The sequence below is a fragment of the Deferrisoma camini S3R1 genome (genome assembly GCF_000526155.1).
Taxonomy (GTDB): domain Bacteria; phylum Desulfobacterota; class Deferrisomatia; order Deferrisomatales; family Deferrisomataceae; genus Deferrisoma; species Deferrisoma camini.
This window is the reverse complement of the sequence record NZ_JAFN01000001.1, coordinates 1,732,834-1,746,298: the sequence shown is the minus strand read 5'-3', so window position 1 is coordinate 1,746,298 and position 13,465 is coordinate 1,732,834. Positions and strand designations below refer to the sequence as shown.

General features: G+C 69.0%; 16 protein-coding genes. 5 read left to right on the top strand and 11 right to left on the bottom strand.

From position 1 onward, the window contains the following. Nucleotides 1–52 precede the first annotated feature (52 nt). Complete coding sequence (locus DEFCA_RS0107720; RefSeq protein WP_029733748.1) at nucleotides 53–1,378, bottom strand: multicopper oxidase family protein; 1,326 nt, start codon at nucleotides 1,376–1,378, stop codon at nucleotides 53–55. 675 nt (nucleotides 1,379–2,053) lie between these two features. Between DEFCA_RS0107720 and DEFCA_RS0107715 the strand changes: the two genes are divergently transcribed. The 5 genes from DEFCA_RS0107715 to DEFCA_RS0107695 all read left to right on the top strand — a co-directional run bounded on the left by DEFCA_RS0107715 (nucleotide 2,054) and on the right by DEFCA_RS0107695 (nucleotide 5,364). Then, complete coding sequence (locus DEFCA_RS0107715; protein ID WP_169709503.1) at nucleotides 2,054–2,449, top strand: hypothetical protein; 396 nt, start codon at nucleotides 2,054–2,056, stop codon at nucleotides 2,447–2,449. After that, nucleotides 2,433–2,846: a hypothetical protein gene (locus DEFCA_RS0107710; RefSeq protein ID WP_169709502.1), complete on the top strand. Its 414-nt coding sequence runs from the start codon at nucleotides 2,433–2,435 to the stop codon at nucleotides 2,844–2,846. The genes DEFCA_RS0107715 and DEFCA_RS0107710 overlap by 17 nt, the downstream gene beginning before the upstream one ends. A gap of 146 nt (nucleotides 2,847–2,992) precedes the next feature. After that, nucleotides 2,993–3,970, top strand: coding sequence for a hypothetical protein (locus tag DEFCA_RS0107705; RefSeq protein ID WP_169709501.1), 978 nt, complete (start codon nucleotides 2,993–2,995; stop codon nucleotides 3,968–3,970). Nucleotides 3,971–3,993: 23 nt separating this feature from the next. Beyond that, a complete protein-coding gene (locus DEFCA_RS0107700) occupies nucleotides 3,994–4,467 on the top strand; it encodes a hypothetical protein (RefSeq protein ID WP_025322449.1) in 474 nt (157 codons plus the stop codon). Between the two features lie 51 nt (nucleotides 4,468–4,518). Further along, nucleotides 4,519–5,364: a transporter gene (locus DEFCA_RS0107695; RefSeq protein ID WP_025322448.1), complete on the top strand. Its 846-nt coding sequence runs from the start codon at nucleotides 4,519–4,521 to the stop codon at nucleotides 5,362–5,364. 28 nt (nucleotides 5,365–5,392) lie between these two features. On the opposite strand, the gene DEFCA_RS0107690 is transcribed toward DEFCA_RS0107695, so the two are convergent. The 10 genes from DEFCA_RS0107690 to DEFCA_RS20475 form a co-directional block, all read right to left on the bottom strand. Further along, entirely contained in the window at nucleotides 5,393–5,887 is a 495-nt protein-coding gene (locus tag DEFCA_RS0107690) for a ribonuclease toxin HepT-like protein (RefSeq protein ID WP_025322447.1), read from the bottom strand. Continuing rightward, entirely contained in the window at nucleotides 5,884–6,264 is a 381-nt protein-coding gene (locus tag DEFCA_RS20485; RefSeq protein WP_025322446.1) for a nucleotidyltransferase family protein, read from the bottom strand. The genes DEFCA_RS0107690 and DEFCA_RS20485 overlap by 4 nt, the downstream gene beginning before the upstream one ends. Nucleotides 6,265–6,322: 58 nt before the next feature. Next, nucleotides 6,323–8,947, bottom strand: coding sequence for a heavy metal translocating P-type ATPase (locus tag DEFCA_RS0107680; RefSeq protein WP_084318941.1), 2,625 nt, complete (start codon nucleotides 8,945–8,947; stop codon nucleotides 6,323–6,325). A 51-nt stretch (nucleotides 8,948–8,998) separates the two neighbouring features. Continuing rightward, nucleotides 8,999–9,523: a hypothetical protein gene (locus DEFCA_RS20480; RefSeq protein WP_025322444.1), complete on the bottom strand. Its 525-nt coding sequence runs from the start codon at nucleotides 9,521–9,523 to the stop codon at nucleotides 8,999–9,001. 59 nt (nucleotides 9,524–9,582) lie between these two features. Continuing rightward, nucleotides 9,583–9,792, bottom strand: coding sequence for a hypothetical protein (locus DEFCA_RS22200; protein ID WP_025322443.1), 210 nt, complete (start codon nucleotides 9,790–9,792; stop codon nucleotides 9,583–9,585). 30 nt (nucleotides 9,793–9,822) lie between these two features. Beyond that, nucleotides 9,823–10,035 carry a YHS domain-containing protein gene (locus tag DEFCA_RS22195; protein ID WP_169709500.1) on the bottom strand — a complete coding sequence of 71 codons (213 nt, stop codon included), beginning with the start codon at nucleotides 10,033–10,035 and terminating at the stop codon, nucleotides 9,823–9,825. A 131-nt stretch (nucleotides 10,036–10,166) separates the two neighbouring features. Beyond that, a complete protein-coding gene (locus tag DEFCA_RS0107660) occupies nucleotides 10,167–10,721 on the bottom strand; it encodes a hypothetical protein (protein WP_025322442.1) in 555 nt (184 codons plus the stop codon). 809 nt (nucleotides 10,722–11,530) lie between these two features. Next, a complete protein-coding gene (locus tag DEFCA_RS0107655; protein WP_025322441.1) occupies nucleotides 11,531–11,869 on the bottom strand; it encodes a hypothetical protein in 339 nt (112 codons plus the stop codon). Continuing rightward, nucleotides 11,856–12,512 (bottom strand): hypothetical protein, encoded by a 657-nt coding sequence (locus DEFCA_RS0107650; RefSeq protein ID WP_025322440.1) that lies wholly within the window; start codon nucleotides 12,510–12,512, stop codon nucleotides 11,856–11,858. The genes DEFCA_RS0107655 and DEFCA_RS0107650 overlap by 14 nt, the downstream gene beginning before the upstream one ends. Continuing rightward, nucleotides 12,509–13,363 carry a GerMN domain-containing protein gene (locus DEFCA_RS20475; RefSeq protein ID WP_025322439.1) on the bottom strand — a complete coding sequence of 285 codons (855 nt, stop codon included), beginning with the start codon at nucleotides 13,361–13,363 and terminating at the stop codon, nucleotides 12,509–12,511. Before DEFCA_RS20475 ends, DEFCA_RS0107650 begins: the two co-directional genes overlap by 4 nt. Nucleotides 13,364–13,465 lie beyond the last annotated feature (102 nt).

Here is a 13,465-nt window from a genome sequence, read left to right as displayed (position 1 = left end):
GGTGGTGGATCTCTGACCGTGGACCGATGACGGTCGACCGAACTCTTGGGTATCACTCATCCAGGGCCACCTTGGGGGCGTAGGGGCCGTCGATGCCCTCGTAGGCGAGCACGGTCAGGATGCCGCCCGGGTAGATCCCGTTGTTGGTGACCCTGCGGGTGTCGTGGTCGTGAAAGGTCCAGTACCCCGGATTGTTGCCGTAGACCACGATGTCCGCGGTCTTGCCCGGCGACACCCGCACCGTGTTCTGCTCGATCGGCTCGGGCAGGTCGTTTCCGTCCTCGGCCACGATGAAGAACTGATGGCCGTGGAGATGCATATAGTGTTCCAGCTGGCCGGCGTTGATGAGCCGGATCCGGATCCACTCGCCCTCGCGGATCAGCAGATTCTCGGTGGAGGGATAGCACTTGCCGTTGATGGCGAAGAAATTGAAGTTCAGGGTGGCCCGGCCCTCGCCGGCCAGCCGCTGGGTGGTGTAGGGGGGCATGTAGCCGCTCTCCAGGGCCCTCTGGAGGTCCTCGTAGGTACGGAACACGCCCATGGTTTGGGGGTCGAGCTTCCCCAGCTCCATGAGGAGCATCCGCTCCTTCATCCGCCGGAGCATGGCGTTGAGCTCCTCGCGGATGAAGTTCAGGTCCCAGCTTGTCAGGATCAAAACGTAGTCGCGGGTGTAGGGAAACCGTTGGCGGATCGGGTCGTTGGGCTTCTCGATGATGAACGCGCCGTGCATGCCCGACTGCATGTGGAGCAGGGTGCCGAAGTGGCAGTGGTAGAACCGCGTGCCCGCGGGCCGGGCCTGGAACCGGTAGATGAACGTCTGCCCGGGCCGGACCGGGTCCTGGGTGACCCAGGGCACGCCGTCCATGGTGTAGGGCACGTCCATGCCGTGCCAGTGGATGGTGTGCATGAGCTCCGTGCGGTTTTTGAACCGTACCTTGACCCAGTCCCCCTCCATCACCCGGATGGTGGGGCCGGGGACCCTGCCGTTGAAGGCCAGCAGGTGGGCCTCGACCCCGGGAAGCAGGGTGTGGCGCGCGATCTGCAGGTCCAGGTCGAAGGTCTTGTAGGCGACCTGGTCGTCCCGGGGTGCTCCGGGCGGCTCCACCACGGCGGGGATGCCGTGCAGCGGGGCCTCGATGGTGCGCCCCTGGGCCGGTAGGGGGGTCTGGTGCCCCGGATCGGGGGCAGCCGAGGGCGAGAGGAGGGGCGGGGCGACGAACCGCGTCTCCCCGCCGGGAGGGGGCTTAGGAATCGCTGCCTCGGCCTTGGTCGCGAGCCCTGCGGCGGCCGCACCGGCCACTGCGAGGCCGGTCTTCAGAAAGGTTCTTCTGGGGAGTTCGGAAGCGGGGTCGTGCCCTTCCGGGGCCTTGTCGCTCATTGGCTCTCTTCCTCCTCTTCGGTGAGGGATGGGGACCGGTGGCGCAGTCTATCACCGGAACAAAAGCCGGCAACCGTGACTGGTGGAGGTCGGAATGAGTGGTAGAGTCGAGTCCCGGGCCCAGGGTGCCTGGGGCCGTGGCAGGACGCCAGAGGGGAGGCCTCGTCAGGCCCCTGCGGGGGCCCTACAACGTGCGGCGTAACGGACGCCCTCCCGCGGGGGCGGGGGGCCTGTTTCCGGCCGTGCACGAGTGACGGGGCAGAGACTAGAAACTAGAGACTAGAAACTAGCGAGGCTCCGCCTCAGACCGTCGAGGCATGGGGAGCCGCAGCAAGGGAACTGCGCCCCTACGCAAAAACCTGATGCATTTACGACAAGTTTTGCCCTTCAAGGTTTCTAAAGGGATTCCGGGTAGCTCGGCCCGTTGGGCGAACGGGCTCTCCAGCAACAGGCCCCCCGCCCCCGGGTTGGCGAGAGCCTCTTGCCCTGGGGGCCAGGAGACGGAAGACCGTCGATCGACGACCGTAGACCGAAGTTACTTGGAAGGACGCAGTGGCCGCACCGGGGGGCGGGCATGCAGAAAAATGGCCAATGAGGTGCAGAATAATCCCCTGGCCGGTGCAGGAGGGTTTTCCCCCCGGCACGGGTCCAGCGACGGAGACCGGAGGCGACACGATGTCAGGGCGACGCGGATTTTGGTGGGTGGTGGTCCTGTTGTGGGCGGTTTTCGGGGCCGGGTGGGTTCCCGGCGGCCCCGGAGGGGGTGGGCGGCAGTTTGCGCTGGCCACCGACGCTCCGACCGACTATCTGGTGCAGATCGAGTTCGCGTTGGCGAACCTGGACGGGCAGATGCTGAAGCTCGCCCGCCGGGCCTTGGGGGAGGACCCGCTTCGGCGGTGTGCGTTCGGGGTGGAGCGCCGGAAGTACGTGACGTTGCGCGACGAGCTGCGCGCCAAGCTGGCCCTCGCCCGCCGGTCCCGGGCCGATGCGGCCCGACTGCGTGTGGAGGTGGAGAATGCGTTTGCAAAGGTGCGCAAGGCGTACGAACGCACGGTTGCGTGTTACCGGTGACGCTCGACGGGCGGGCCGGGTCACGGGGGCGGTCCTCGCCGTCGCGCTGCTGTGCGCGGGGGCGGCCTGGGGGGGCGACCCGGCTCCGGCGGTCACCTTCCTGCCGGGGGACGCGAGCGTGCGGAGCCTTCGGGCGCAGTGGCAGGGCAACACGCTGATCCTGCGAGGCCGCGTGGTCCAGTTCTTCCGCTCCCGCCTGCGCGTCGAGGTGGAGACGAGCGTGTTTGCTCCCGGAGGGCGGCTGATCCGCACGGTGTGCGCCAAGGTGTTTCCCACGGCAAGGAGGGGCCGGGGAAGGCGGTGGCGGACGTTTTCGGTCCGGGTTCCCCTGGCTGAGGTGCCGACGGGGGGGGTGTGGGTGCGGGTGGACCGGCGCCTGGGCCGGTGCTCGTCCTGAACCTTCAACAGGTTTGCCATGGTGAGGGGTGGGGCCCGGAGGGATCGGGAGCAGGGGTCTGGCAATGCTCTCGTTGGGGTTCGTATCTCAAGTGCGGCCGTGCCCGGGACGATACCGCCGTCGTGACTCGGAGAAAGGGGCAGAAGATGGGGCGAACCGGTAGACGGATCGGTGGGGTCGCGGCGCTGTCCCTGGCGGCGGCGATGCTGACGGTTCCTCCGGCGGGGGCCACCCACCCGGTTCTGGGCGGCGGATCCGGCAAGGGGGCCGGGCCGATCGTCACGCCGGCGGCCGGCAACCTGGGGAAGGGAACCGTGGCCCTCAATTTCCAGGTCGACTACCAGGCCTTTGACACGTTCTCTGACCGCGAGTTGCTGGGGTTCGCCGCCGAAGACCGGGAGATCCACAACCTGGAGAGCGTGACCACCTACTCGGTCTCGGCCAGTTACGGGGCCGGGCGTTTCGCCACCTTCCACGTGGCGGTGCCCTACGTGGTGCGGCGCGGGATCGAGGAGTCGGAGCCCCCGGACGAGATCCACAGCCACGGGGACGCGAGCGGATTGGGTGACGCCTCGGCTCACGCCCACGTCCGGTTGTTCGGCTCGGAGGCGTGGGGGATCGAGGTCACGGGAATCGTGGCGCTCAAGGTCCCCACGGGCCAGACCCGCGTCCGGGACGACGCGGGCAACCGGTTCGACGCGGAGTTCCAGCCGGGGTCGGGCTCCTGGGATCCCACCGTGGGGCTCGCCGTGTCCGAGGCCTACGGACCGTTCGCCCTCCACGGCGCGGTGCGGTACACCTGGGTCACGGAGGGGGTTCTGGACACCGACCTCGGCGACCGGTTCAACTACGACCTGGCGTTCGTGTACCGGGTTCCCCCGCCCGTTCGGGTGGATCTCGTGCTGGAGGCGAACGGCCTGTGGCAGGACCGGGAACGCCGGGCGGGGGAGGAGGATCCGGACAGCGGGGGGCAGGTGCTCCTGGTCTCCCCGGGGCTGAGGTGGCGGATGCACCCCCGGGCCAACGCGTACGTGTCCGCGGGGTTGCCGGTGTTCCAGGACCTCAACGGCGATCAGAACGAGGTGCGGTTCCGGGTGCTGGCCGGGGTGGGAGGCGCGTTTTGACGAGAGACGACGAGGAGGATCGGATGCGGACGAGCCGGACTGTGCCGGGGGGATGGGGGTGGCTGGTCGCGGCGCTGCTGGCCCTGTGGGGATGCGCGGGCGCCGCATTTGCCCCGTTGACCCGGGTCGACACCAAGGTGGAGGGGTTCACCAAGCACTACGCCGAGAGCTTTTTCCGGATCGGCGAAAACCGGGTGTTCAGCGTGGAGCTGGAGACGAGTCCGGCCCGCCTTCGAGTGGGGAAGAACCGGTTCGAGCTGATCGTGCACCACGCCAAGATGGGTGATGTGGAAGGGGCGCGGGTGGAGGTGGTCGCCAGGGGGCCCTCGGGTCAGAAGGTGCACCCCCGGATCTGGGAGGTGGAGTACGGGGCCTACGACGTGACCGGCCTGGCCTTCGACGAGCCCGGTACCTGGACCCTGGAGGTGCGGGTCCGGAAGGGGAACCTTGAGGACCGGGTTCGGTTCGATCTCGTCGTGCCCCCGCCCGGGGGATGACGGGATGGCCGGGGAGCGGGCTCCGGGAGCCCTTCGATAGGGAGACGGCAGATGCGAAGGAGGCGGATCGTTTCGGCTGCGCTCGTTGGGGGCCTCGTCGTGGTGGCGGGGGGGCGGGTCATGGCGAGCCCCCGGGGAACCGTGGGGATGGCGGTGGACTACCAGACCGGCGACTACGGGTCCGGACAGACCACCGATGCCTGGGCGGTGACCCTCACGGCGAGCTTCCGGCCGACGGATCGTTGGGTGCTCGACGTGTCGGTTCCCTACCTGTACCAGTCGGCGAGCACCACCACGACCACCGCCGGCGGTATGCGGTTCGACGTGAGCTCGGACGGCCGCACCTCCAGCTCCACCATGGGGCCGGGCCACAGGGAACCGGGGGCCGGCAACGTCGCCACGGTCACCGACTCCCAGAGCGGGTTGGGGGACGTGGTGGTGGGGGTCGGCTACACCCTGATCGAAGAGGGCGACGACCTGCCCCAACTCTCCGTTTCCTCGGCGGTCAAGATCCCCACGGCCGACGAGGAGAAGAATCTGGGCACCGGCGAGTGGGACCTGGAGGTCGGGCTGGCCCTGGCGAAGATCGTGGGTGACTGGGACGTGTTCGCTTCGGGCCGGTACGTGTTTCAGGGAGAGTCCGAGGCGTTCGGGCTCAAGGACTTCGCGGTGCTGGAAGCAGGGCTCGGCCGGTTCGTCGGGGAGGCGGCAGAGGTCTGGGCCTCTACCGCATGGGCCTCGGCCCCTTCGGAGTTCTCGGATCCCTCGGCCGAGGTGCGGCTCGGGATCGACTTCGGCCTCCCCTCGGGGCTCGGTCTCGGCGGCTACCTCTCCAAGGGCCTCACCGATGGCGCCCCCGACTACGGGGCGGGCGTGTCGGCTTCGGTCGCGTTCTGAGCGCGGCACGCGCCGGTAACGGAGGGGCTCAGTCTTTGTCCCCTGCGGCAATGCCTTCGAGGAATCGGCAGAAATCGCTCAAAGCAGCGCGGAGGCCCGCGGAAACGGTAGGTAGGTTTTCGCCCAGACGCTGCAGCCGTTCCGGATCGAACTGGAAGGCGTACACGTTTCGCACGACGTGCCGAAATCCGAGATACTCCTGAAGGGCCCTGGCCGTGGAGTCGGGTAGGACTGCGGGGCGGAGGCCCGGGACGGGGACCGCCATCTGCCGCAGGAGTTCGCGGTGCCAGTCCCTCCCGGTCGGTACCACTTCGTCCACCGTTCGTGCGACGCGCTCCAGGATTCTTTCAATCCCGCAATAGAAGTCGTGAAGGTTCAGGGCGCACGAGTCGAGAAAGGCGTCCTGGTGCTCGGGGTGTTCCCGAGCCCCGCGCAAAGCGCGGTCGACCCGGCTTTCCACCCGAGCGATTTCCCGCAGTTCCGCCCGGATCCGGGCGGCGAGCACCTCGTATCGAGGCCTCACAACTCCACCGCCTGCTCCAACAGCCGGTCCAGAACGTCCGGCGCACACGTTTCCGCACAGATCAGTTCGACGGGGAGCTCCGGATCCATATACGCGAGCTCGGCGACGGCCCGAAAAGTGTCGCACGCCGGCACTCCCCACGCGAGGAGATCCACGTCGGACCACTGTGTAAACAGGTCCTCCGGGCCGGCGAGCGAGCCCACCAGCATCACCCGGCCGGCCCCATACCGCTCCCGTAGGATTCGGGCGGCCTCCTTGGCCAGTGCCAGCGCCCGGGTCCTCCTGACCAAGAGCCGGGAGTGCTCGGCGCGTGCCCGCGAGCGGTAGGTTTCGCGAAACGGGGCGAGTTCGTGGTCCGACCACCTTCCGGCGCACATGGCGTTCACTGTACCAAGGGGCCGCTCGGTAATCAAAGACTGCGGCTCGGTCTTGCCATTACAGCTTCACCGTCCGGAGCCGCAGGGCGTTACCCACCACCGACACGGAGCTGAAGCTCATGGCCGCCGCCGCGATGATGGGGCTCAGGAGCAGGCCGAAGGCCGGGTACAGCACTCCCGCCGCGACCGGAACGCCCAGGCTGTTGTAGGCGAACGCCCAGAACAGGTTCTGCTTGATGTTGCGCATGGTCGCCCGGCTGAGCTTCCGGGCCCGCACGATGCCCCGCAGGTCCCCCTTCACCAGGGTCACCCCGGCGCTCTCCATGGCCACGTCGGTGCCCGTGCCCATGGCGATGCCGATCTGGGCCTGGGCCAGCGCTGGAGCGTCGTTGATGCCGTCGCCGGCCATGGCCACGAACCGGCCCTCCTCCTGATAGCGCTTCACCACGCTGGCCTTGTCCTCGGGCAGCACCTCGGCCACCACCTCGTCGATGTCCAGACGTCGGGCCACGGCCTCGGCCGTGGTGCGGCTGTCGCCGGTGAGCATGACGATCCGGATCCCCTCGTCGTGGAGCTGTCGGATCGCCTCGGGCGTGGTCTCCTTGATCGGGTCCGTGACCCCGAGGATTCCCGCCGGCTTGCCGTCCACGGCCACGAACATGACCGTCTGGCCCTCGGCCCGAAGGGCTTCGGCCCTCTTGCCGAGCGGTCCGGGGTCGATGCCCAGGTCGTCCAGCAGCTTCTTCGTCCCCAGCACCACCTCGGCCCCGTCCACTCGGCCCCGGACGCCCTTGCCTGTGATCGATTCGAAGCCTTCCACCGCCGCCAGATCCACCCCCCGATCCCCGGCCCCGTCCACGATCGCCGCCGCCAGCGGGTGCTCGCTGGCCCGCTCGAGACTGGCGGCCAAGCGCACGAGGCGCTGCTCGTCCATCCCCTCGGCCGCCTCCACGGTCACCAGCCGGGGTTTGCCCTCGGTCAGGGTGCCGGTCTTGTCCACCACCAGGGTGTCCACCTTGCGCATGTGCTCGATGGCCTCGGCGTTCTTGAACAACACCCCCATCGTGGCGCCCTTCCCGGTGGCCACCATGATCGACATGGGAGTGGCCAGGCCCAAGGCGCAGGGGCAGGCGATGATGAGCACGGCCACCGCGTTGATGAGGCCGTGGGCCAGGCGGGGCTCGGGCCCGAACACCGCCCAGATGACGAAGGTGAGCACCGCGATCAGCACCACGGCCGGCACGAAGTAGCCGGCCACCTGGTCGGCCAGCTTCTGGATGGGGGCCCGGCTGCGCTGGGCTTCGGCCACCATCCGCACGATCTGGGCGAGCAGGGTCTCGGCCCCCACCCTCTTGGCCTCCATCACGAACGAGCCGGTGGCGTTCACCGTGGCGCCGGTCACGGGGTCACCCGGCCCCTTCTCCACCGGCACCGGCTCACCGGTGATCATGGACTCGTCCACGTTGGATCGCCCCTCCACCACCACCCCGTCGACCGGGATCTTTTCGCCGGGCCGGACCCGGAGCCGGTCACCGGGCTTGACCTGGTCCAGGGGCACGTCCTTCTCGGTGCCGTCGGGCAGCACGAGGCGGGCCGTCTTGGGGGCGAGCCCGAGAAGAGCCCGGATGGCTGCCCCGGTCTGGCTGCGTGCCTTGAGCTCCAGCACCTGGCCCAACAGGACCAGGGTCACGATCACCGAGGCGGCCTCGAAGTACACCGCCACCTGTCCGGACTCGTCCCGAAACGAGGGGGGGAAGATGTCGGGAAAGATGGTGGCGATCACGCTGTAGGCGTACGCCACGCCGACCCCGAGCCCGATCAAGGTGAACATGTTGAGGCTGCGGTTCACCACCGACTGCCATCCCCTGACGAAGAACGGCCAGCCGCCCCACAGGATGACGGGGGTCGCCAGAATGAACTCCAGCCAGCTGAGCATCCGGCTGGAGCCCAGCTGCCCCAGCGGGCGGCCGGGCAGGTACTCGGCCATGGCGATCAGGAACACCGGCGTCGTGAGCACCGCGCTAACCCAGAACCGCCGACGCATGTCCCGAAGCTCGGGGTTCTCTTCTTCTTCCGCTTCCGGGACCCGGGGCTCCAGGGCCATGCCGCAGATGGGGCACGAGCCGGGCTCGTTCTGCACCACCTCGGGGTGCATGGGGCACACGTACTCGGTGGGGCCTGCCCCGGGCACCGTCGGCATCATGGGCTCGAGGGCCATGCCGCACTTGGGGCAAGGCCCGGGTTTGTCCGCCACCACCTCGGGGTGCATGGGGCAGGTGTAGCGGGTGGCTTCGGCCGCCTTGGGTTGGGCCGGGGCCGGCTTCTCTCCCAGATACGCCTCGGGGTCCGCCCGGAACTTCTCGAGGCAGTGGGCGCTGCAGAACGCGTAGGTCTTGCCCTGGTGGGTGTGGTGGTGCTCGGACGTTTCCGGATCCACGGTCATGCCGCACACCGGGTCGGTCGGGGCGGCCTGCCCCGAGCCGTTCGACGCGTCCGGCGCGCCCAGATACGCCTCGGGGTCCGCCCGGAACTTCTCGAGGCAGTGGGCGCTGCAGAATGCGTAGGTCTTGCCCTGGTGGGTGTGGTGGTGCTCGGACGTTTCCGGATCCACAGTCATGCCGCACACCGGGTCGGTGGGTGCGTCCACTGTGGCGGAATGGTGGTGGTGCGATGGATGGCTCATAGTCGGTTTCCTCCTGCTCAAAAAACAGCCAGATACAACCGGGGTCGGACCTTACCCCCGTTTCCCGGAGGCCGCAAGGCGGGAACCGCACGAGCGGGTTCCCGTGGAAGAGGGGTGTCTTTCACGCAGGGCTCGCAGCTCCGGCTCGACCACCGCGCTCATGCAGTGGGGGCAGATGCCGTGGCTAAAGGTGATGTGGTAGGTCTGGAACAGGGCCTGCTCCAGCGGCAACCAGTGCTCCCTCCCGTCGTCGCCGGAGACCGGGATCGCCTTGCAGTGCATGCAGGTCCGCAACAGCGAGTCGCCCCTGTCGCCCGTCGGCCCGCAGGGCTCGTCCCTGAGCCTTCGCCGGGCCGGACCGGCCAGGTGGAACGCCCACGCGAGCACCGCCCCCAGGGCCGCGAACGCCGCTGCCATGGGGAGCATGGACAGGTGGAACGCGCCCGTCGGTCCCGCGGCTCCCATACCCGTTCCCGGGCCTCCCACGGCCACCATGGCGAACGGGTGGAGGACGAGCCATCCGGCGCCCGCTCCGGTCACGAACGGCGACAGCAAAATGCGACCGATGAGGTCCATGATCCTCTCCTTCCGGTTGGTGGAGGGCTCGCCCCTCCTTCGCGCGGCGGCCCGCATCGCTATCCCCGGGGGCCGTCCTTGCCGTGGGATCCGTGGCCGGACGGCTCCTCCCCCTCGGCCGCCGGACCCTGGGGCGAGGTGCCGTGGCCGCCGTGCCCTCCCCCGCCGTGCTGCCCATGGGAGCCGCACCCCCCACCCCGGCGGTGCATCCAGAGGAAGAGGGCGATCAGCAGGATCCAGAACCAGTTGTTGCGAAGGAACTCTCCCATGACGGGTCTCCCATGGCGAGCGGGGGGCATTCATCGTTTCCGTTTCAGGGCCGAGTCGGGGGCGGCTCGGAACGCCTCCCGGCATCCGACGGAGCAGAAGTAATACCGCTTGCCATCGTGGTCGAACGTGCCCCCCGGAGGGTCCCTCTCATCGATCAGCATGCGGCACATCGGATCATAGCTCCATCCGCTGTAGGGTCCAGTCAATCCCGGGGCGATCTGGTGCGATTCGCGTGGGTTCATGATGGTCTCCTTCCGACCTGACTTCTCGTGGGAGCAGGGCCGCGCCGTTGACCGCGGGAACGACTCGATACGAACGAGAAATGCACGTTGTGTGCCGAGGCTTGGTCTCGAGTCCCGGACCGGCCTGCAATTCATGCGGCGTCCTGGCCCGAGCCGGCTCGGGGGAGACCGGTGGATCCCTCAGGGGCGACTTCCCCCTCCGACGATCGAGGCGGGAACGACCGGTTCGGAGGACCAGAGGGAAGCTCCAAAAAGGCCCGTCTGCGGGCTCGTTCCAGAACCCCGTGAAACGCCACGACCGCCGGCGGGGACAGGCGGTCCGCCACGAGGCGCAGTTCCGCCTCGAGCGCCCGGAACGCGATGTCCGCTCCGGCTCGAAGCGGCTCTCCCCGTTCGGGCGGAGGGGTGGGCATCTCGGCGAGAAGGGGGCGGCCGGTTTTGGCAGGGGCGGCGTTTCGGCGGGCCCGCATGGACCACAGCCCGTCGAACACGGCTGCCAGGCCCACCACCAGGAACACCGTCGCCAGGATCCCGTAGCCCAGGTTCACCCATACGATCTCACTGGTGGGAACCGAGCCCGGGGCCAGTGCCACCCGCTGGAGCGAGTCGATCTGATGAAGGGCCTCCAGGCCCACGAACAGGGCCACCACCGGCACGACGATCAGCGCGGCGATCCCCGCTGGCACGGCGAGCGACGGCCAAGAGCCCGTCGGTGGGTTGGTCTCGGCATGGGAGCGACGGAATCGGGGTAGTAGGCGGAACCGACGCATGGCGGCCTCTGTATCGGGCATTTCGGAATCGATCGGGATGTCGTCACGGTACCCCCACGAGGAATGCACGAAAGATGCCGGCCGTGGCCCCAGTGGGAAGACCTCATCGGCCGCTGCGCGGCCCTACGGTTCAAGAGCCAGGGATCAGAGGACAGAGGGCAGGGAGGAACGCGCATGGCCGGACCCCTGTCGGCTGAATTCTGGATTCTGTCCGCTGAACCGGCCGCGCCCGGCGCGCCAGCAGACCCCCTGCCCCCCGAGCTTTGGCGCGGTTCGAGAGCCGCCTGGCCGCCTAGCGGGCCGAAGGCCCCAGACCGACGACCGTTGACCGTAGACCGACGACCGAAGTTACATGGAAGGCGGGCCCGTGACCCGCCCCTTCCTTTCCGGGGGGGCGTTGCGGGATGCCCCCCTCGGCAGCCTGCCGTGGGGCCGTTGTGCGCCGGCCTCGATGTTCAGTATCCGTCACCCCTGTAGAATGTTCGACGCCGGGACCGGGGGGAGACGCCGGAGGACGAACGCCGGGCGGGCCACGAGGGCGTGGCACGTCGCGTGCAGAGGACCTCGGTGCCGGCCGGATTCGGCGTGCGGACACGCCCCTCCGAGCCGAGCCCACACGAAAGGGGGTGATACATGGCCCACCTTTGTTCGTCCCCCCCACATGCCAGGTCCTGGGCACGACCCAAAACTGCCCGTTTCTTGCCGTGTGCAGGGAGGAGGGCGGATCAGAGCAGGAGGAAAAGGGAGGGGGCCACGAGAAGGGCCAGGACGAGCGTCGTCCCGGTCCAAGCGACCCATGCGGCCCGCCGCCTGACGGCCGGGGATCGGATCCTGGACGGAGAGCCGTGGACGGCCGATAGGGCCCACCAGGGAGCGGCCAGGGCGGCCAGGGCGAGCCCGAAACGGAGAGGTTGGCCCCAGTCCTGGATGCGGGCCGCCCACGCCAGGGGGATCCGGACGCCCCAGTAGGGGAGGAGCGCCACCGCGTCATACGCGACGGCGAACACGATCCCGAGCCCGATCCACGCCCCGACCCGGATGAGCGACCACTCACCACGTCTCATAGTAGAACCCGAACCGGTCGTCTCCCCAGCGCGCGAACTTGCCCCGGAGCTCCAGGGGGAGACGCGTGCCGGGGTAGTGACTCAGGGTGAACCGCTCGTCTCCGAAGGTCAAGAACTTCCCGACCACCGCTGCGATCCGCCCCTGTTCGTCGTACTCAAACGAGAAGGACGGGGAGCCGTCCCGACCGAACTTCCCCTCCACCCGAAGCAGGCGGCCGTCGTCGTCGCGGACGAACCGGAACACTTTGTCGCCGTAGTGGTAGAAACGCCCCCTCACCTCCCGGATGCGGCGTTCGGGGTCGAGAATCACCTGGAACGTGGTGCCGCCGCCGTCCCCGAACTTTCCGAACACGCGCCAGCCCCCCGGCGCGGGCTCGAACCGGAAGCGGTCGTCCCCCAGGCGGATGAACTTCCCTTCGACGGACACGGGGTTGCCCTCGGGGTCGAACCGGATCACGTGCACGCGGTCGCCGTACTCCCCGAACTTGCCCTCGATCCATACGGCCCGGATCGCGGCTCCCTCCCGAATCCGGGCCACGGCCTCGGGCGTGCCGGCCCGTACCGCCTCGGGCACCGTCTCCAACGGAGCTGCCGCCGCCTGCGCCGCCAGCAAGGTCGCGAACACCACGAGGAAAGGAATCATCTCGTACCGGGATGCCGGTACCAGCGCAGGGAGATCGTCCGACTGCCCCGCGATTCCCGGCCCTTGCGGTCGCGCACGGCCCACGTGACGCGCAACGCCATCCCCTCGCGGATCGCTCCCGGGTCCTCGGGGCGCAGCACGGCGGCCATGTCGAACATCGAGGTGTAGAGCTTGCCGGGGATGGGGGTGCCGTCCGGTCTCTCGAGCCGGGTCTCGATCACTTCGACCGGACGATCGAACAATACGTCGATCTCTGCTGGGGGTTCGCCTTCTTGCACGGCGGTCAGGACGTCGAGGAGCCGCGGAGCGGCCGGCGGCTCCACCGCGGCCGGGTCGGGTCGCACCACAGGGGCAGGGGGATCGTCCCCCAACCGGAGCCGCACGCCCGTGATCCCCTCGAACTGGGTCAGGGTGTGGGCCAGGGCCTGGCTGGCCAGGGGGTGGGGTTGGCCCGCGGTGCCCAGGGCGATCCGGACCACGGCCACGCCCTCTTCCACCTCAACGCCCTTGAGCGCCGTCCCCTCGGGGAACAGCCGGGGCAGGGGGAGGAGCCGGACCTGTTCCGGATGCCCGGCCACCAGGACCCGGGCGGCCTCCTCCACGATCTTTCCAGGCGTTACCGAGAACAAGGGGATCGGCGCCAGCCGATCCCCGGAGCCCGAGGCCCCGAGCCCGGGCAGGTACACCACTGCGGCCCGGCAGTCGACCCCTTGGGATGCCGGAGGGGCGCCGAACGCCGCGCGGTAGGCTGGGGTTGCCGATACCTGGGTGCCGGCCCCTGCCGCGGGGCCGGCCAAAAAAAGGGCGAGGCTCGCCCCAAGGGCGGCGGTTCGGAACATGCATCGATTCATGGCGTTTCTCCTTAGGAGGGCCCTGCCCGGCGGGTCTCCTGCCTCGGGCCGCTCTTGCTCTTTCTGCTTCGGGCCAACACCCTTGCGTCGCAGACGGGCCGG

Coding starts and splice junctions, on each gene's coding strand:
- DEFCA_RS0107680 (WP_084318941.1), bottom strand. CDS start 8,947: ATGAGCCATCCATCGCACCACCACCATTCCGCCACAGTGGACGCACCC.
- DEFCA_RS0107695 (WP_025322448.1), top strand. CDS start 4,519: ATGCGAAGGAGGCGGATCGTTTCGGCTGCGCTCGTTGGGGGCCTCGTC.
- DEFCA_RS22200 (WP_025322443.1), bottom strand. CDS start 9,792: ATGGGAGAGTTCCTTCGCAACAACTGGTTCTGGATCCTGCTGATCGCC.
- DEFCA_RS0107700 (WP_025322449.1), top strand. CDS start 3,994: ATGCGGACGAGCCGGACTGTGCCGGGGGGATGGGGGTGGCTGGTCGCG.
- DEFCA_RS0107715 (WP_169709503.1), top strand. CDS start 2,054: ATGTCAGGGCGACGCGGATTTTGGTGGGTGGTGGTCCTGTTGTGGGCG.
- DEFCA_RS20485 (WP_025322446.1), bottom strand. CDS start 6,264: ATGTGCGCCGGAAGGTGGTCGGACCACGAACTCGCCCCGTTTCGCGAA.
- DEFCA_RS0107650 (WP_025322440.1), bottom strand. CDS start 12,512: ATGATTCCTTTCCTCGTGGTGTTCGCGACCTTGCTGGCGGCGCAGGCG.
- DEFCA_RS20480 (WP_025322444.1), bottom strand. CDS start 9,523: ATGGACCTCATCGGTCGCATTTTGCTGTCGCCGTTCGTGACCGGAGCG.
- DEFCA_RS0107705 (WP_169709501.1), top strand. CDS start 2,993: ATGGGGCGAACCGGTAGACGGATCGGTGGGGTCGCGGCGCTGTCCCTG.
- DEFCA_RS20475 (WP_025322439.1), bottom strand. CDS start 13,363: ATGAATCGATGCATGTTCCGAACCGCCGCCCTTGGGGCGAGCCTCGCC.
- DEFCA_RS0107655 (WP_025322441.1), bottom strand. CDS start 11,869: ATGAGACGTGGTGAGTGGTCGCTCATCCGGGTCGGGGCGTGGATCGGG.
- DEFCA_RS22195 (WP_169709500.1), bottom strand. CDS start 10,035: ATGAACCCACGCGAATCGCACCAGATCGCCCCGGGATTGACTGGACCC.
- DEFCA_RS0107720 (WP_029733748.1), bottom strand. CDS start 1,378: ATGAGCGACAAGGCCCCGGAAGGGCACGACCCCGCTTCCGAACTCCCC.